The 17623-nt window shown below is 35.0% G+C and carries 28 protein-coding genes; 25 read left to right on the forward strand and 3 right to left on the reverse strand.

Features of this window, described 5'->3' with window-relative positions:
- Positions 1-225 precede the first annotated feature (225 nt).
- The 19 genes from BCB69_RS00110 to BCB69_RS00190 all read left to right on the forward strand — a co-directional run bounded on the left by BCB69_RS00110 (position 226) and on the right by BCB69_RS00190 (position 10049).
- Entirely contained in the window at positions 226-597 is a 372-nt protein-coding gene (locus BCB69_RS00110) for a type II secretion system protein (RefSeq protein ID WP_069176668.1), read from the forward strand.
- A 136-nt stretch (positions 598-733) separates the two neighbouring features.
- Positions 734-1285, forward strand: a complete 552-nt coding sequence (locus tag BCB69_RS00115; protein WP_069176669.1) for a prepilin peptidase — start codon at positions 734-736, stop codon at positions 1283-1285.
- A complete protein-coding gene (locus BCB69_RS06575; protein WP_472322004.1) occupies positions 1243-1344 on the forward strand; it encodes a hypothetical protein in 102 nt (33 codons plus the stop codon). The genes BCB69_RS00115 and BCB69_RS06575 overlap by 43 nt, the downstream gene beginning before the upstream one ends.
- Positions 1344-1754, forward strand: coding sequence for a hypothetical protein (locus tag BCB69_RS00120; RefSeq protein WP_472322006.1), 411 nt, complete (start codon positions 1344-1346; stop codon positions 1752-1754). Before BCB69_RS06575 ends, BCB69_RS00120 begins: the two co-directional genes overlap by 1 nt.
- A 7-nt stretch (positions 1755-1761) precedes the next feature.
- Positions 1762-2142 (forward strand): hypothetical protein, encoded by a 381-nt coding sequence (locus tag BCB69_RS00125; RefSeq protein WP_022513026.1) that lies wholly within the window; start codon positions 1762-1764, stop codon positions 2140-2142.
- Between the two features lie 10 nt (positions 2143-2152).
- Positions 2153-2326, forward strand: a complete 174-nt coding sequence (locus BCB69_RS06380; RefSeq protein ID WP_022513025.1) for a hypothetical protein — start codon at positions 2153-2155, stop codon at positions 2324-2326.
- A complete protein-coding gene (locus tag BCB69_RS00130) occupies positions 2323-2868 on the forward strand; it encodes a hypothetical protein (RefSeq protein WP_069176671.1) in 546 nt (181 codons plus the stop codon). The genes BCB69_RS06380 and BCB69_RS00130 overlap by 4 nt, the downstream gene beginning before the upstream one ends.
- On the forward strand, positions 2844-3257 hold the full coding sequence (locus BCB69_RS00135) for a hypothetical protein (RefSeq protein ID WP_069176672.1): 414 nt from the start codon (positions 2844-2846) through the stop codon (positions 3255-3257). Before BCB69_RS00130 ends, BCB69_RS00135 begins: the two co-directional genes overlap by 25 nt.
- Positions 3242-3796, forward strand: coding sequence for a type IV pilus biogenesis protein PilM (locus BCB69_RS00140; protein ID WP_069176673.1), 555 nt, complete (start codon positions 3242-3244; stop codon positions 3794-3796). The genes BCB69_RS00135 and BCB69_RS00140 overlap by 16 nt, the downstream gene beginning before the upstream one ends.
- 34 nt (positions 3797-3830) lie before the next feature.
- Positions 3831-4643, forward strand: a complete 813-nt coding sequence (locus BCB69_RS00145) for a hypothetical protein (RefSeq protein WP_069176674.1) — start codon at positions 3831-3833, stop codon at positions 4641-4643.
- A gap of 28 nt (positions 4644-4671) precedes the next feature.
- Positions 4672-5178 (forward strand): hypothetical protein, encoded by a 507-nt coding sequence (locus BCB69_RS00150; RefSeq protein WP_022513021.1) that lies wholly within the window; start codon positions 4672-4674, stop codon positions 5176-5178.
- The gene (locus BCB69_RS00155) at positions 5132-5731 is read left to right on the forward strand and encodes a shikimate kinase (RefSeq protein WP_069176676.1); all 600 of its coding nucleotides are present in this window, start codon (positions 5132-5134) and stop codon (positions 5729-5731) included. The genes BCB69_RS00150 and BCB69_RS00155 overlap by 47 nt, the downstream gene beginning before the upstream one ends.
- A gap of 103 nt (positions 5732-5834) precedes the next feature.
- Positions 5835-6818: an ATP-dependent 6-phosphofructokinase gene (locus BCB69_RS00160; protein ID WP_069176677.1), complete on the forward strand. Its 984-nt coding sequence runs from the start codon at positions 5835-5837 to the stop codon at positions 6816-6818.
- 198 nt (positions 6819-7016) lie between these two features.
- Entirely contained in the window at positions 7017-7160 is a 144-nt protein-coding gene (gene rpmH / locus BCB69_RS00165) for a 50S ribosomal protein L34 (protein ID WP_022513738.1), read from the forward strand.
- Positions 7153-7539 (forward strand): ribonuclease P protein component, encoded by a 387-nt coding sequence (rnpA, locus tag BCB69_RS00170; protein WP_069176678.1) that lies wholly within the window; start codon positions 7153-7155, stop codon positions 7537-7539. Before rpmH ends, rnpA begins: the two co-directional genes overlap by 8 nt.
- Positions 7539-7748 carry a membrane protein insertion efficiency factor YidD gene (gene yidD / locus BCB69_RS00175; RefSeq protein ID WP_069177345.1) on the forward strand — a complete coding sequence of 70 codons (210 nt, stop codon included), beginning with the start codon at positions 7539-7541 and terminating at the stop codon, positions 7746-7748. The genes rnpA and yidD overlap by 1 nt, the downstream gene beginning before the upstream one ends.
- A gap of 130 nt (positions 7749-7878) precedes the next feature.
- The gene (locus BCB69_RS00180) at positions 7879-8628 is read left to right on the forward strand and encodes a YidC/Oxa1 family membrane protein insertase (RefSeq protein WP_069176679.1); all 750 of its coding nucleotides are present in this window, start codon (positions 7879-7881) and stop codon (positions 8626-8628) included.
- Positions 8629-8699: 71 nt separating this feature from the next.
- Positions 8700-9581: an RNA-binding cell elongation regulator Jag/EloR gene (gene jag, locus BCB69_RS00185; RefSeq protein ID WP_022513742.1), complete on the forward strand. Its 882-nt coding sequence runs from the start codon at positions 8700-8702 to the stop codon at positions 9579-9581.
- A 6-nt stretch (positions 9582-9587) separates the two neighbouring features.
- A complete protein-coding gene (locus tag BCB69_RS00190) occupies positions 9588-10049 on the forward strand; it encodes a hypothetical protein (protein ID WP_022513743.1) in 462 nt (153 codons plus the stop codon).
- Positions 10050-10108: 59 nt separating this feature from the next.
- On the opposite strand, the gene BCB69_RS00195 is transcribed toward BCB69_RS00190, so the two are convergent.
- From BCB69_RS00195 to BCB69_RS00200, 3 genes are all read right to left on the reverse strand, one after another.
- Positions 10109-11440, reverse strand: coding sequence for an MATE family efflux transporter (locus tag BCB69_RS00195; RefSeq protein ID WP_069176680.1), 1332 nt, complete (start codon positions 11438-11440; stop codon positions 10109-10111).
- Between the two features lie 92 nt (positions 11441-11532).
- Positions 11533-11757, reverse strand: a complete 225-nt coding sequence (locus tag BCB69_RS06260; protein ID WP_159049956.1) for a TMEM165/GDT1 family protein — start codon at positions 11755-11757, stop codon at positions 11533-11535.
- Complete coding sequence (locus BCB69_RS00200) at positions 11750-12079, reverse strand: TMEM165/GDT1 family protein (RefSeq protein WP_069176681.1); 330 nt, start codon at positions 12077-12079, stop codon at positions 11750-11752. The genes BCB69_RS06260 and BCB69_RS00200 overlap by 8 nt, the downstream gene beginning before the upstream one ends.
- Positions 12080-12371: 292 nt before the next feature.
- Between BCB69_RS00200 and BCB69_RS00205 the strand changes: the two genes are divergently transcribed.
- The 6 genes from BCB69_RS00205 (at position 12372) to BCB69_RS00230 (ending at position 17587) form a co-directional block, all read left to right on the forward strand.
- Positions 12372-12923: an ECF transporter S component gene (locus BCB69_RS00205; protein ID WP_236887188.1), complete on the forward strand. Its 552-nt coding sequence runs from the start codon at positions 12372-12374 to the stop codon at positions 12921-12923.
- Between the two features lie 96 nt (positions 12924-13019).
- The gene (locus tag BCB69_RS00210) at positions 13020-13565 is read left to right on the forward strand and encodes a TIGR01440 family protein (protein WP_069176682.1); all 546 of its coding nucleotides are present in this window, start codon (positions 13020-13022) and stop codon (positions 13563-13565) included.
- A 68-nt stretch (positions 13566-13633) separates the two neighbouring features.
- Positions 13634-14458, forward strand: coding sequence for a pyridoxamine kinase (locus tag BCB69_RS00215; RefSeq protein WP_069177346.1), 825 nt, complete (start codon positions 13634-13636; stop codon positions 14456-14458).
- A 116-nt stretch (positions 14459-14574) separates the two neighbouring features.
- On the forward strand, positions 14575-14838 hold the full coding sequence (locus BCB69_RS00220; RefSeq protein WP_022513749.1) for a GIY-YIG nuclease family protein: 264 nt from the start codon (positions 14575-14577) through the stop codon (positions 14836-14838).
- Positions 14835-15449, forward strand: coding sequence for a DUF2232 domain-containing protein (locus BCB69_RS00225; protein ID WP_069176684.1), 615 nt, complete (start codon positions 14835-14837; stop codon positions 15447-15449). Before BCB69_RS00220 ends, BCB69_RS00225 begins: the two co-directional genes overlap by 4 nt.
- A 539-nt stretch (positions 15450-15988) precedes the next feature.
- Positions 15989-17587, forward strand: coding sequence for a ribonuclease J (locus tag BCB69_RS00230; protein ID WP_236887214.1), 1599 nt, complete (start codon positions 15989-15991; stop codon positions 17585-17587).
- The last annotated feature ends 36 nt before the right edge of the window (positions 17588-17623 follow it).

The following is a 17623-nucleotide window of genomic DNA, read 5'->3' on the forward strand; positions in this document are numbered from 1 at the left end:
TATAAGATAGTATATTTTAATTGAAAGGAAATGTCGATGGAATACATCTTTGAATTTTTGGCTAAATATTCATTTTGAAGAATATATTTTATATGATATCATAAAAATATGCAATAAAATTCATTTTTTATATCATTTAAAATGAGTTATATTGCATAAATATACAAGTGTTTGTGGGGCAGGAGTGCTTGTTGGTGTTAAAGGGAGTATTTTTAGGGGGAAGCAATGTATTTTCTTAGAAGAAAAGGTTTTACGTTTTTAGAAGTGATGATTGTAGTTTTGATTATCGGAGTTATAGCAGCTGCCGTTATGCCAAATTTTATTGGAGTAACGGATGAAGCTAAAATAGCACGGATAAAAACGGATTTAAGTACAATAGGAACAGCTGTTGAGTTGTATCATGTTAAGCATGGGATTTATCCGAAATCTATTTCTGAATTAATAAAAGATACAAATGGAGAAGGATCTTATTTAAAAGCGGTTCCTACTGCTCCGGATGAATCTGCTACTTATGAATTAAATTCTTCAACCGGAGAAATTACTTGTGTATTTAAAAACATAGAATACTCTTCCTATGGAAGCACAAACAAAAAGTAAGTTATAAAATGGTTACTTAGGGGAGTTGCGAGTTATATGGTTAACTATACGATAAAAACTGTTTTTAATGTGATATAAATAATGGGAATTGAGATGCGGTAGCTTTTGGCATACCGCATTTTAGTGTGGAGGAAATATGTCTTTAATTAGCAAAGGAAAACGATTAGGAGATCCTCGATATGGTGTCCCTTGTTTTGGTGCTATTAGTATTCTATGTACGGGATTCTTGTTATTGGTAGGATGGAAGGAATATGTTCGGAATATTTTTCTTTTAATTTTATTGAGGTTTCCCTCTTGGGAAGATTGGCAAAATTTGATGGTATCAGATGTATGGAGTGTTCTTATATTTATTTCCGGAATTTTATTTGTTAAACATTCTTTTTATACTCTATTAATATCGTATGGTATATTATCTACTTTTTGGAGTTTAATTTTTATATGGAAAAAAGAGGCTGTAGGAATAGGAGATGTTCTTATTTCTTTTGCTATTAGCTCTTGGTTAGCACCACTGGAAGTTTTATTGTTCTTGTGGAGCTCCTTTGCTATCGGAGGGGTTATAAGCATAGGGATTACGTTGATACGCGGTAAACAAGAGAAAACTCCATTTGTCCCTTTTTTGTCACTTGGGGGGATAATTGCTTATGTTTGGGGAAAAGAAATTATTCTTTGGTATGCATCTATTTTATAAACGACATGGATTTTTGCTCTTTGAGTGGTTGGTCGTATTATCTATTATTGGAATCTTAATGACATGTACTATTCCTAGGTTATCCTGTTGGTATGAAAAGAGAACATTAGAGTTGGCAGCCGGAGAGTTAGCACAAGCTATAAGAGAAACACAAATAACATCTAAAAATGAAAGAAGTGATATGCGTCATTATGCAGAAGGATTGATTTTTCGATGTTTTATGAAAGATGGATATGTGGTATATCAAGTGGAAAAAGGGAGCAGAGTGATATATCCTAAAGGGCGATTGCCAAAAGGTATTGCTCTTGCTTCTAATGGGACGGCTCCTGCTATGGTATTTAAGCGAGATGCTTTTGCAGGAAGAAGTCGCATATACACTTATAGATTGTTTTCTAAAGAACATAAATACGGAATTCGTGTTGTTTGTGCCATGTACACAGGAAGAATTCAAATTATCAAAGAGTATTGAGGGGTGTATGAAGAATAAACGAGAAGGTTTTTTACTTGTTTGGTGTGAAGTCGGTATTTTTTTACTATTGACAATCACGGTAGGAATTACAGTTATGTTATTAACTGTTTTTATATGGCAAGAACAGGCGGAAAATAGATGGGATAGAACTCTTCTTGCACAAGAAGTAATGGAAAAAATAAAGTATGAAATAACAACCGGTGAACAAATATATTTACCGGAAGATGTTATTATAAGAAATGAAAAACCTTTTTATGTAGAAGTTTGTAAAAGTCCGGAAGAAATAGAAGGTGTTACACTTTTACGTGTAAAGGTTACAATTACTGATAGGGAAGGAAAAAGTACTGAATTTTCTACTTGGATAGATAATACTTCCGTACATTTATAAGGAGCATAAAATGTCAAAGAGAACATTGAGTAAAAGAGTACAGAATAGTAAGTATGTAAGCAAAACCTTAACTCGTGAAAATCAAATTAAAAAGACGATCTTTTGGATTGTTTTATTTGTTATCACGTTAGCACCGATTATTCAGAATTTTGGCTATATAAAAAGTTTGCTGATAGGGATATGATTCAAAGAAAGGGAATCATTGCTTTTGAATGGTTGGTAAGTTTAGGGATTATTTCTATTTTTATAGTAGCAATGACTCCTTTTATAACAACTACTATGCAAGCAGCTTATCATTTATCACGGCGGATAGAAGATACCTCCGGCTCTCTTTTTGCTGTGGATTTTATGGTAGAAAAAATTAGAAATACACTCTATTCAAAGAAAAGTTATGAAGAAAAGTATTCAAATACTTTTAATTATTATGAACAATTGGGGACAGGGGAAAATAAGAAATATACATTTCTTTATCATTATGGAAAAGTAGATGTTAAGCTTTATAACGGTAGGACACAGCCGCTTATAGGAGGTGTCGGCGGTATAGAATCACCTACCTTTGTAGAATCTACTTCTTTTTTTCATACATATCCTAAAGGACTTGTAGAAATTTCAGCTATTTTTGGTGATAAAGAAGGAACGTTTAAAAGAGATGTACATACGGCTATTTTCCCTTATGTAGAATATTATAAAAAGGGAAAGATATGGGGAAAAGAAACGGATCGATAACACTTTTTCTTTTAATTACTTTATCAGGAGTTTTGGTTATTATTGGTGGATTGCTGCATTATACATTACGGTTTGCAAGTGCTGTTATTGCTTATGAAGAAGGTTTACGGGCGGTATATGCAGCGGAATCCGGAGCACAATGGGGATTGGCTTTTTTACACAAATATGGTAAACCTCACACATCCATATATGAATGGGATAAAGAACATATTTCTTATCATGTGGAATTTAAAGATACAGATGATAAAGAAGTTATTGTGTCAAGAGGAACGATAAAAACAAATTATATAGAAAGATTTGTGCGGTTGGAGTGTACATGTCAAGCAAATCATAAGGGGAATCAAGTGATTGTAAATAAAATAGGGGCATCACGATGGAAAGCGTATTAGAGGAGTGGAAAGTACGAAGTAAAAATCTTTTGAAGAACGTAATTAATAGGGGTAAGAGTGTTCTTCAAAAAAGAAGAGTATATGAAATTGCCATTTTATTAGGGGATACACTTTTTATGTGTACTATGCAGGAAGGACGATTTGTAAAACAAAAAGAATATAGGTTGGAAACAGTAGATGAAACCTCTTTAGAAGAGGTTTTTTGTCGTGCTAAAAAAGATGGATTTACAAATAATTATTTATGGTGGATAGCAACTACTTCCTCTGAAAAAATAAAAATTCGTAAATATCCTTATATGACAGAAGAAGAATTATCAGAGACTTTATATTGGGAAGAAGATCGATTGTTTGGGAACACACCCATAGAATCTTCTTATCGTATTTTGTCTCAAAATGCAGAAGGTTATGAAGTGATTGTTTCTGCTATACCTAAGGATTATGTAGATATGATTGTAAACGCAGCTAAAAAAGCAGGAAAAATAATCAGCAAAATTGGAACAGTAGTCGATTTTTTTAATAGAAGCTGCACAAGCACCTAAAATTCTTTTATTGGGTGGAAATAAAGAAGGTCGATTGGTAAGTTGGGATGGTCAAAGTAAAGCAGCTACATACAGTCTTTCTTTATTTGATCAAGAATCTGAGAATGTAAACTTTATCATGAACAAAATAAAGATGAATTATATAAATAAAGAAATTTATTTTTTTCCATATGCGGAAGGTATACAGGTAGCAAAAAAATGGATAGAGTTATTAAAATTACATGGATTTACTGTTTTTAATATAAAAGAAATTTCTTGGGCAGCAAAAAATTATTGGAAAAAATTAGTTATGGAAATAGTTCGTTGTATGCCTTATGGTGAGATGAATTTAACCCATCGGGGATTAAGAAATAATGAACAATTGGTATTGCTTGAGCTCTTTTTAAAAGGAATATGTTTTTTATCAGTTATTTTTGTTTTTTTGAGTGGTGTATATTTTTCTTATCAAGAAATACGGTGGATTGGTGTTAAAAATAAAACTGTACAGTTACAACCACTTTATGAAGAGTATCTATTGTGGAAAGCACGGAATAAAAAAATGCAAGAATTGGCAGAGGAGCTTACTTTGCAAGAAAAAGAAAATGGACATTGGCAAAAGAAGTTAATTTTTTTATCAGATGTTGTAAAACAGAATATAGTTCTTTCTTCGCTTGTTGTAGAAGATGCATCTATAAAATTGGAAGGTAGTGCAACTTCTGATGAGGAAATAAAACAATTTGCGCAAAACTTAGAAGATATTTGGGAAGGTCATATAAGGATAGAATCGATTGTTCACAAGGAGCAGAATCCTTTATTTATGTTTCGTATGGTGTATATACCCAATGAAGATAATCATCGGGGGATGTGATGTGAAAACAAGTTTGATAGGGGAATATATGGGGGAAATAAGGCGTATTCATAATAAATGGTTTGTCATGATTAGCTTAGGTGCATTTATTATCAGTACTTTATTTTATATATCCGGATTACTGATAGATAATAAAGTAAAAGGAATGTATAAAGAACAGGAAGCTCTTTTGCTATGGGATACAAAACATGAAAAAGGCAAAATTCCTTTATGGGGGAAAACAAATGATATATCTACTGCAAGTGCATTTAAAGAAGCAGGAATGATTATTTTAGAAAGGGAAGAGTTGGAAGAAGAAATAAGGAGTACCGGAATTATTTATAAAGAAAAAATTTTGTTAAAAGGAAGTTACATACAGCTATTAACATCTTTTGATATAATGAAAGACAAATATAAGGGGGCGTCCTTTATAATTCTTCAAATAGCACGTAAACAGAGTGCACTTTTAATTACGGGAGAACTTAGGACATTCCGCAGCCGAGGTATATATGAAGAAGAGAAATATAGTTCTTATCGGACCGATGGGAACGGGTAAAAGTAGAGCGGCGCGGATTTTAGCTGATGGATTAGATTGGCAATTGGCTGATACAGACCGCATTATGGAAAAAGAAACCGGTATGAAAATGGCAGACTATTGGAGAAAAGTAGGGGCGGAAGAATTTCAAAGGAAAGAATTGGAAATTATCCGTCGTGTAAGATTTTTTCATGAAGCTGTTATTGCCGTTGGTGGAAACTATCCTATGACAGAACAAAAATTTCAATTATTGAAAAAGCATGGATTGATAGTTTTAATGTATGCGAATTCTTATCGTTTAGTAGAACGTGTAAAGCGACGAATAGGGAAAAGACCCACTATGGATTATAATGATGTGGACGGTTTTGTTAGAAGAATGAGTCGTAAGTGGGTTAAATGGACAAAACGTGCTGATCTTGTGATTAATACTACGTGTAAACATCCTGAGCAATCTGCACTGATGGTAGCTCGTTTTATGGATCGTCATCATATTAAGTTTATGAAACAAAAGCATAATCATGTAGAACATAGACATGGAAAGTCGAAATTGCATAGACACAAAAGAAGTCATTAAAAAGGGAGGGAATACACCTCTTTTTTTAGTGTTTAAAAGAAAATATTTTGCATGGTAAAATATAATAAATATTTTATCTAATTTATATAAGGGGGGAAGTATTATGAAGAAGATTGCCATATTAACAAGTGGTGGGGATGCTCCCGGAATGAATGCTGCTATACGAGGTATACTTCGTATGGCAATATTTTTGAATCTGGAAGTATGTGGAGTCTATCAAGGTTATCAAGGTCTTTTGGAAGAAGAGTTTATAAATATGACTTCTTTTATGGCAGGTGGAATTATTCATCGGGGAGGTACTATTTTAAAGACGGCTCGATGTGCTCTGTTTACCAGTGACTCTATACAAAAGAAGGCTGTCGGTATTTTAAAGGCACGTCATGTTGATGGTGTGATTGTGATTGGTGGCGATGGTTCCTTGAAAGGGGCAGCTGCTTTATCTAGACAAGGAATTCCCACTATAACAATTCCGGCTACTATTGATAATGATATGGCAGGAACAGAAGAAACCATCGGATTTGATACGGCAGTTAATACGGTACTTTATGCTGTACGTAAAATAAGAGACACGGCAGCTTCTCATAATCGTGCAGCTATTATTGAAGTTATGGGGAGGCATTCAGGTCATATTGCGTTGGCAGCGGGACTCTCTTCCGGGGCGGAATATATTTTAGTACCGGAAATACCTTACCGGAAAGATGCATTGGCACATAGCTTATTATCACAAATGAAATTAAAACGTACTAATAGTATTATCATTTGTGCAGAAGGGGCAGCACATGGACCGGAATTGGCAACTTGGTTAAAAGAACATACAAATATTGATGTTTGTGTTACTAATTTGGGGTATATACAACGTGGTGGAGAACCAAGTTCTCGAGATTCTTTATTAGGCAGTTTATTTGGAGCAAAAGCGGTAGAGTATTTGTTTAAACAGGAATGGGTACATCATATGGTAGGCGTTATAAAAAACCAAGTAGTTTTTACTCCTTATGAAGAGATAGAAGGTCATACCAAAGAATTTAATGCAGAGTTATATAAATTGGCATCGTTGCTAGCTGATAGAGAACCTATTGACAAAATATAATGGTGATTGTTTGCGTGATCAATCCGGATTTTAACTATTAAATAAAATAAGAAAAAATTCTTTGCAAACGCTCTCTTATCTTTTATAGTTTTAGAGAAGTGAGATTCGTTGACAGTCGCAGATTATTTTAATATAATTAGTCTGTTACGGTGTATGTAGAAACACCACAGCCATGACATAAGCAAGGAGGTGTTAAGCATGGCAAAAGGTAAGATGACGTATCAACCAAATAATCTTTGGCGCAAACGTACCCATGGATTCCGTGCACGTATGAAGACTCGTGCTGGTCGTATTGTGCTCAAAAGAAGAAGAGCTAAGGGTAGAAAAGTATTAAGTGCTTAATTTAGAAGAGCGGAAAGAAGATAGGCGGTACACGCTTGATCGTTCTTTTCGTATCCGGCAAAGCAGGGAGTATAGAAAAATATACTCTCGTGGTAAAAGGTTTAGTAACCGAGCAGCGCTTATGTATGTGGCGAAAGCAAAAAATAAGCCTGTCCGTATTGGCTTTGTAGCTACTAAACATATTGGTCATGCTTTTGCAAGAAATCGTGCCAAACGTTTGATGAAGGAAGTGTACCGTCTTCATCGGCATGAACTTGTTTCCGGCTATGAACTTATAATGCTCGCCGGCTCTTTTTTAACAAGAGCTTCTTTTTATGAAGCGGAAAAAGCCATTTTGGCATTATGGCGCAAAGCCGGGCTGATGGAGAATAAAAGATGATGAGCGGTATATTAACATTGATAATTCGTTTTTATCGTCAATTTATTTCGCCATTAAAAATGCCATGTTGTCGGTTTGTACCGACATGTAGCGAATATGCACTGGAAGCAATTAAAAAATATGGAGCAATAAAAGGCAGCTGGCTTGCGATTAAGAGGATTTTGAAATGCCATCCTTTTCATAAAGGTGGATATGATCCGGTTCCGTAAGCTGCTGTTTTTTTGCTACATGAAATGCATTTATTGTTATGGTGATAAAAATTAATTCACCGATTTTTGTTGAAATTTAGACAAAAATTATTTATGCGCGGATGAAATTAAGGCCGCACGAGGAGATTTTATGAGTAATTTTCAGATCCCCGTACTTAGTACATTTGTTGGATGGTTAGCCGGATTGATGGCAAGTGCCGTTCAATTTTTTTACAATATGACAGAATCTTTTGGCTATCCAAGCTACGGAATAGCCATTATTATGTTGACATTAGCAATTAAATTTATGCTGCTACCTCTTGCACTTAAACAAATTAAGTCGATGAAAGGTATGCAAGAAATTCAACCTAAGATTCAGGCTTTACAAAGGAAATATAAAAATGATAGAACTAAGCTGTCAATGGAAATGCAAAAACTTTATAGAGAACATAATATTTCTCCATTGGCAGGTTGTTTACCTTTGTTAATTCAAATGCCATTTTTAATCTCTATATTTTATGCATTACAAAGTTTTCATTATGAAGAAGCACATCAGAGTTTTCTTTGGTTATCCAGTTTAGCCGATAAAGATCCCACTTATATATTGCCGGTATTATCTGCTTTAACTACTTGGGCAATTTCTTCACAAACACAGCCTAAAAATGTAGAAGGCTCACAAAAAGTAATGACTTATTTCATGCCTTTGTTTATTGGGTATATTTCTATTAATTTTCCTAGTGGACTAGTTATTTATTGGGTAGTAAGTAACTTATTCCAATTTGTACAGCAGACCATTGTTTTTCATCAAGATAAAGGACTTCGTTCTGTGATAAATAATGAATCCAGAAATAAGAAGGGCGTGGTAACAGTTCGTTCTGAAGAAGCAGATAAGAAAAAATAGATGTCTAAGGAGATTGTAAAAACAGAAAGAGATGTAAAAAGTACTGAGGATTAATTAAAGGAGTGATACCAATGAAAACGGTAAGAATTACAGCTAAGAGTGTAGAAGAAGCGATAGCACAAGGCTTGCAAGAATTAGATGCAACTCGTGAACAAGCTGTTGTACGTATCATTGAGGAGCCTTCAAGCGGTTTGTTTGGTTTGCTTCGCAAAAAGCAAGCAGTAGTAGAAGTGTCTGTTCCGGAAGATGCGGTAAACAGTATTTCAGAAGAGGCTGCTAGAGTAGTGAGCGAAGCTTTTCATCGTATAGATGCTATCAAAAAAAAGGAAATACTTCCCGGGGAAAAAATTCAAGGTATAGAAGTGACGGTCGGACCGGAAGTATCAACTGAACCGGATACCGAAATGGAAGAGATAGAAGAGCATGTGGACACCGTTGTAGAAACGGAAGAACAAATACCGGTTCGGCATAAGCGTGAAGAATTTGCTTTTTCAGCAGAAGAGCAAAATGAAACAGCAGAAGCAGCACGTACCTTCTTAATGAATGTTTTCCATGCTATGGATATAGATATAACTATTGAAAAAATGTTGTCTAAGGAACATATATTGCTTACTCTTCATGGGGAACGTCTAGGTCTTTTAATTGGAAAGCGTGGACAAACATTGGAAGCATTGCAATATTTAACTAATTTGGCTGCAGGTAAGTTATATCATCATAATTATTTTGTTATGCTTGATATTGAAAATTATAGAGAACGTCGTAGACAAACTTTAGAAAATTTAGCAGCACGTTGTGCAGCTAAAGCTAAACGTACAGGACAGCCGGTACGTTTAGAGCCGATGTCTGCCGGCGAACGTAGGATTATTCATATGGCACTGAAAGAGGACCGCTTAATTAGTACGGATAGCGAGGGAGAAACACCTTATCGCTATGTTGTGATTAAGTTGAAATAGCTATATATGAAAAAGATATTTTTATGGCTTATTATACTATGCTTTAGTGTATGCGAAATTACACAGGCTGCTTTTTATGAAGATGCATCTCGCTATATTTTATTAGAAGATAATATCGTAGGATATTTTTATTTAGATAAAGCTACGATAAAAAAAGAAACATCGACTGCAAATGATTCTTTTGTCATCAGTTTTGATATTTTATCGGTTCTTAGAGAAAATAGAGAGATAGAGAATACTCATTTTACTGTTTTTTATGATAATCATATTTCTGTGGCTATGTATAAAGTAGATTATATAGAAACTATCGATAGTCATGGAGAGGTACAGTTTACCTCTTGGAGCAGTAACGTGGGTTCTATACGTAAAGCTATTCCTTTTAAATCGCATATGTACTACATCGTAGATGCGTGTTATGAGTATTTGACAGGTAATCATTTTTATAAGACGCATGTACTCTACCAATAAAAACGTATATAAAAAGACTTACTCTTATTATTAGGAGTAAGTCTTTTTGCATGTGGGATTTATATATAATGATATTTTTCTCGATAGTGTATCCAAAAGTATATTGCGATAATAAATGCTGCTAAATTAGAAATAGTTGCAGAAAGCCAAATTCCTTCGGCACCCCAAAATATAGGTAATACAGTAATAGCAATTAGTTCAAACAATACGGAACGGCAAGTCGAAAGTGTAGCAGAGATAAGTCCGTTATTGAGCGCTGTAAAAAAGGAAGAGGCATAAATATTGAATCCGCTAGTTATAAAGGATAAGCAGTAAAGATAAAACCCATGAATAGTCAGTTGATATAATTCAGGATTATATCCCACAAAAATATGAGCTAAAAATGGAGCCATCGGAAAAGACAGAATTGTGATGATGCCTCCTGTGATTCCATAGAAAAAAAGACTCTTTTTAAATATATTTTGTAATTCCGAATGATTTTGGGCTCCATAGTTATAACTTACAATAGGTGCTGTGCCCATTGCATAGCCGATATTAGCGGATTCTAAAACGAAAGAGGTGTACATAATGATTCCGAAAGCGGCTACTCCATTTTGACCTAGAAAATGTAATAATTGATAGTTATAAACGATGATGACTATTGACATTGACAGATTGGTCAGTAAGGGGGATAATCCATTGGTACATATTTTTGTAAAATCATGGATATCCCAACGTGGTTGTGTAATAAAAAGAGATCCGGTTTTATTATAGAAAAAATAAACAACCGGAATAAGACCACCAATAATTTCTGCAATTACAGTAGCAAGTGCTGCACCGGTGATTCCCATATTAAAGCAGGCAATTAAGATAAAATCGAAGATAATATTAGAAACACCTGAAATGATATTAGTGTATAGTCCAAGAGAAGGTTTACCGGCGGTAATAACTAAAGAATGAAATATGCGTTGTAGTAAGTGTAAAGGGAAAGAAAGTAGTATAAGTTGCCCATAGAGGATACTGTTTTTTTGCATTTCGCCCCAAGCACCCATTAGAGAGGTTAAAAACGGAATAAAAAAATAAGCACCAATCGACAATACAATTCCCGATAAAAAAGAACCGATAATAATAGCACTGAATATGCCGCGTGCTTCTGCAGTATGTCCCTCACCAAGTTTTTTTCCTATCAAAGCACTACCACCGGATCCAAGCATAGAACCTAGGCAACCGAAGATCATCAAAGCAGGAAAAATTAAATTGATAGAGGCAAAGGCTGTATCTCCTACATAATTGGAGATAAATAAAGCGTCGACAATACTGTAAGTAGATAAAAAGACCATAGTTCCAATGGAAGGAAGTACAAATCGAAAAAGTTTTTTGTATGTAAAATGAGATGAAATATCAATATTCATAAATATGTCCTTTAACTGTTTTTATATAAAAATAAAGTACCTCTATACTATCATAGAAAAGTACTTTATTGGATTTTATTAAATTATAAACTTTAAAATAATGTTTCGTATAGAGTGTATAGTCCACAAAAAATAAAAAGGAAAGCAGATATATAAGCAATATGGTTATCACGGATATGCTTTTCTAAGAACGGACCTAAGGCGATTCCCAGACTGTCAGCAGCAATTAGTGCTAGGGTGGAACCTAACCATACGGATAACAAAGAAGTGTATTGTGAAGCAAGTGCAATAGTACTTATTTGTGATTTGTCACCCATTTCTGCAAGGAAAAAAGATAATGTTATATTTATAAAGCTTTCTTTGAAAGGTATTTTCCTTAGACTTATAAAGCTCTTCATAAAGAGAAGATATTCCGAAGAGAATAAATACGCCACCGGAAAGCATAGTATGTGAAATATATCGAGTAATCCATTGTCCCAAAAAGACTGCTAATAAATGGTTTGATGTGACTGCAATTACAATAGCGGTCATCACTTTCTTCCAACCGTATTTAGCACTACAAATCATAGCAATAAATTGAGTTTTATCACCCATTTCAGACAAGAAAATAAGTGAGAAAGTAGCGATGAATGTAAGCATAAAAATCTCCTCTTTGTATATTGTAAATAAGTTTCATAAAGAGTTAGAATGGCCGATTAATTATTTAAAAATGAGAATCATAACTGGTTATGTTTTTATGAAAATATGATTTGAGTTTATAGCATTGGAAGCCAATTATATCATGCAAAATATAGCTTAGCAAATGTGATATCCCTTATGTTATTTTGTAGGTATACCCAAAATAATAATTTGTTATGATTATACCAAAAAGGTTTTTTGGATATACTAAAAAATATTTTTTTGGATATTATATAATATCCAAAGTTGAAGTATGATAGGAAAGGAAATTTTACTTTTATTAAGATTTATTGTAAGGAGCGTATTTATGCAAGCAAAGTATTCCGTTAAAGATATATGTATAGTTGCGTTATTTTCCGCTATTATTTTTGTGATGACAGTAGTACCGAGTATACCTATTCCTTTGGGATATGCACATCTTGGTGATGCTGCTATTATGCTTGCCGGTTACTATGGTGGAAAAAAGAAAGGGGCGATAGCATCTGCTTTGGGATCTGCTATGGCAGATTTTATTGGTGGATATCCGCTTTGGATTGTTCCTACACTTATTATTAAATATTGTATGGGGAGAAGTGCGGCAGTCGATGCACCGTTCTGGTCTTTACGTACTTTAATGGGTTTTTCGTTATCGGCTATATGTTTAGTGGTAGGATATACTGTAGCAGGGGCGATTCTGTATGGCGGTTTGGAAGCGGGGCTCAGTTCTACACCGGGACTTATTGCTGAAGGTGCTGTAAATTTAGTGGCAGCGTATGCTGTAGGTGCCTTATTAAATAAGGCGGGTTTTGCACAACTTTTGAAGTAAACATTAATTTGGAGTACAATAATAACATAATAGAATATTTAATCTATCGTAAAAGCAGGCAGTGATTTGCTTTTGTGTAAGAAGGGAAGGGGTATTATGTACGAAGAAGTAGCTAATGAAGCAGTCAGATCTTTTAGAGAACTTATTGATACTGCAAATTTTAGACCGGGGAGTCTCATCGTTATTGGGGGCTCGTCCAGTGAAATTCACGGTGGACGTATTGGAAAAGATAGTCAGAATGAGATTGGCACCGCTGTAGTAAAAGCATTAATGAAAATGGCAGAAGTTGAGCACTTGGAATTGGCATTTCAGTGTTGTGAACATTTGAATCGTGCACTGGTGGTAGAAAGGGCTACTATGGAGCGTTTTCGCTTAAAAGAAGTAAGTGTAGTTCCGTGGCTTCATGCCGGTGGAGCTTTTTCGACCAATGCTTTTTATCACTTTGATGATCCGGTAGTAGTTGAACAAGTAGAAGCGGACGGGGGACTTGATATTGGTTTAACTATGATTGGTATGCATCTTAAGAGAGTGGCGGTACCCATACATTTAACACATAATCGTATAGGTCATGCACTGGTTATGGGGGCTAAGACCAGACCACCACTTATTGGTGGTATTCGTGCACATTACACAAGAGAATAATGTGAAGTGAATAAAAGGGGTGGCAAATGCCGCCTCTTTCTTCTTTTTATAAGTTATGGGGTTTAGTGATGAAAAGACAAAAACGAGTTGCTTTAGTGAATGATATTACCGGATTTGGACGTTGTTCTATGACGGTGGAGTTGCCTATAGTTTCTGCTTTAAAAGTAGAAGCATGTCCACTGCCTACCGCTTTATTATCTGTTCATACAGCATTTCCTTTTCCTTATATACAAGATCAAACACATATTATGGAGCCTTATATTGAGAATTGGAGAAAACATCAAGTTACTTTTGATGGGATTTCTACAGGATTTTTAGGTTCTAAAGAACAAGTAGCGATTGTTAAAAAATTCATACAAGATTTTAGTACTGATGAAACCGTAGTTATTGTAGATCCTGTTATGGGAGATTGGGGTAAGTTATATGCTTCTTATACAAAGGAACTTTCGGAAGAAATGAAACATTTAGTTCCCTTAGCGGATGTGATTACGCCCAATCTTACAGAAGCCAGTTATCTTTTAGATATTCCTTATTTAAGTGAGGAAGAAATAACTATGGAAAGGTTGGAAAAGATTGCACAAGCACTTGCTGATAAAGGACCGAAACAAGTTATTATTACGGGTATTTCTCGTGAGGAAAAAATAGGTAATTTTGTATATGAAAAAGGGGAAGAGAGTTCTTTTATAGGGACTAAAAAAATAGGTGGAGAACGTAGCGGCACAGGGGATGTTTTTACCGGAATCATTACCGGAAGTATTGTTAGAGGGGATTCGTTAACAACTTCTGTAAGAAAAGCGGTTGATTTTATTGGTAAAGCACTGGCTTATACGGAAACGTTAAATCTTCCACCTGCACAAGGAATTGCTTTTGAAGAATTCTTAACGGAACTGTAATTTATAACATAACAAGTGTCGGCATATTAAGTTCGACATTTTTATTTTATTCATCAATAGATGAAGAGATTCTTTTATGCTATAGTTAATAAATAATTAGCGAGGTACAAAAGAACTTGAAAAAATATTATACCTATATGGTAAGATGTAAAGATAACTCTTTATACACAGGATTTACTACAGATTTATTACATCGTTTGCAGATACATAATCAAGGCAAAGGTGCTAAGTATACACGTGCAAGACGACCTGTGCATTTGGTTTGGTATCAAGAATTCTTGACTGAACATGATGCAAGAAGTTTAGAAGCACAGATTAAAAATTGGAAGAAAAAAGAAAAAGAAAAGTTGGTTGCTACTTTTCAAGAGGGAACACTATGAATGAAACGGTAAGACGCACTAAGTATATGACACAAGCAGCAGTTGCTACAGCTATTACAGCTATATTGGTATTATTGAAGTTACTCATACCGTTTTTAGTATTTGTAACCATGATTGCAGGTCCTGCGCCTATTGCATTAATTACTTCACGACAGGGGATAAGATGGGGGATAGGAACTTCTATTGCATCTATCATTCTAGTTACCGTGTTGGGGGGACCGGAAATAGGAATTACGACTGCTGTTTATGCAGGTGTGTTAGGTATGGCACTTGGTTATGGTGTAAGAAAAAAATGGTCGCGTGGACAAATTTTATGTATAACTGCATTAGCTTATATAGTAGAGATGACTTATAAGATTGTAGTGTCTATATATGTGCTGGGGATTGCAGATGCTTTATCTTCGATTATCGAACGACTCGTCGTTTTTTTACAATGGATATGGAAACCCATGTCTTTTCTTTTAGGTTATGATCCGGATCCTAATAAAGCAGTGTTTTCTATCGCAGGCATATGTATGTTAGGTGTTGTTTTTATCATCAATGCATTCAGCTATTCTTATTTAGCACAAGAATTGTTTATGGAGATTTATAAACGATTTAAAATTACTTAATCATTTATGAAAGAATAACAACTGCTTTGTGAATAATAAGAACCACTGCATATTTTGCAGTGGTTTTATGATATAATAAAGCAACGACAATGAGCGGATATTTATTTTTTACCATGAAGCAATAAATGATAGATAGTATCAGGGACGGTCGTGAGATGGATATTATCTTTTTATTGCCGTATTGGGATTATTTATGGAGGGATATTTTGGTTAAAGAAACCAACAAAACTATAACAGAAACAACGAGCTCAAATAGAGCAAAACCGGTGCATAGAACAAGAAGAACAATGCCGGTAAAGAATAACACAAGAAACAACAATAAAGGCAATGCAAAAGTACAAACTAAAACAGCTAATAAAACGAAAAGAACAACAAAGCATTCAGGGAAATTAGATGCAAAGGCAGTTCATTCTCTTGTGAAAAATGAAAAAAAAGAAATTAAAAATACCGGAAAACATGTATCTAAAGGTAGAACCAGAATACCTAAAGCTAAATTACAAATTATTCCATTGGGTGGACTGGGTGAAATTGGAAAGAACATGACTGTATTCCAATATGATGATGAAATTATTGTTTTAGATGCAGGTCTTGCTTTCCCGGAGGAAGATTTACTTGGTATTGATATTGTAATTCCGGATTTTACCTATCTTATTGAAAATAAAGATAAAGTAAAAGCTATTGTTATTACGCATGGACATGAGGATCATATCGGCTCTTTATCTTATCTTTTAAGAGAAATTAATGTTCCTGTATATGCTACCAAATTAACTTGTGGATTAATTGCAGGCAAGTTAGAAGAAGCAGGAATTCAAGGGAATTTAAATGTGGTACAACCGGGAGATGAGTTCCGTCTTGGTTCTTTTAAAGTAGGATTTTTCCATGTTTGCCATTCCATACCCGGTTCTTGTGGAATTTCCTTTAAGACACCGGTAGGTACCGTTGTTCATACCGGTGATTTTAAATTTGACAAAACTCCTGTTGATGGGGAAGAAATGGACATTTATCGTTTAGCGGAATTGGGGCATAAAGGAGTACTTTGTCTTTTAGCAGACTCGACTAATTCTACTAGACCGGGATCTACTTTGTCGGAGTCTGTTATATCCGGTTCTCTTATGACAGAGTTTAGTAAAGCGAGAGGACGTATTATTTTAGCTACTTTTGCATCTAATGTGTCCCGTTTGCAAATGGCAGTAGATGCAGCGGTTGCATTTAAGAGAAAAATATGTGTTTTTGGGCGTTCTATGGTTAAAGTTTTTGCTATAGCCAGTGAATTAGGTTATTTAAAACTGCCGGAAGGCACATTAATTGAACCGGAAGAGTTATCGCGTTATCGTGATGATCAAATTTGTGTACTGACAACAGGGAGTCAGGGAGAGCCTATGGCAGGTCTTTCTCGTATGGCAACCGGTAGTCATAGGCAAGTACAGGTACATGCAGGAGATACGGTTATCATTTCTGCATCACCAATTCCGGGTAATGAAATCGGTGTAGGAAAAACTATAGATGCATTAATGAAACTTGGGGCACATGTTGTTTCCAGTGAAAATGCACGTGTACACGTGTCGGGACATGGTGCACAGGAAGATTTAAAGACTATGCTTTCTTTGGTAAAACCAAAATTCTTTATTCCGGTACATGGCGAATATCGTATGCTATGCAGTCATAAGGAATTAGCGGTTGAAATGGGTGTTAAACGTGACAACGTGCTTATTGGCGAAAATGGTACCGTCTTTGAATTAAGTAATCGTAGTTGCAAGATTGCAGGTAAGGTGGTAGCAGGTCCTGTTTATGTAGACGGGCTGGGAGTGGGCGATGTAGGTAATATTGTTATTCGTGATCGTCAGCAACTTTCTAATGACGGCATGGTTATTGTGGTTTTAGCACTAGAAAGTGATACCAATAATATTGTTGCAGGTCCGGATATGGTATCTCGAGGCTTTGTATACGTTCGAGATAGCGAAGATTTGATGGCAGGCGCAAGTAAAAAGCTTGATATTTTATTAGAACGAATTACATCTGACGGGACGTCAGATTGGGCAGCTATTAAAACACAAATTAGAGATACTCTGGGAAGATATTTCTATGAAAAGACAAAACGCCGTCCTATGATTTTACCGATTATTCAAGAAGTCAAATAATAAAGGATAGAGTTGCTTTTCGTTAAGAAGGCAACT

Origin of the sequence: Dialister pneumosintes (genome assembly GCF_001717505.1) — a bacterium.
In the GTDB taxonomy this organism is placed as follows: Bacteria; Bacillota; Negativicutes; order Veillonellales; family Dialisteraceae; genus Allisonella; species Allisonella pneumosinta.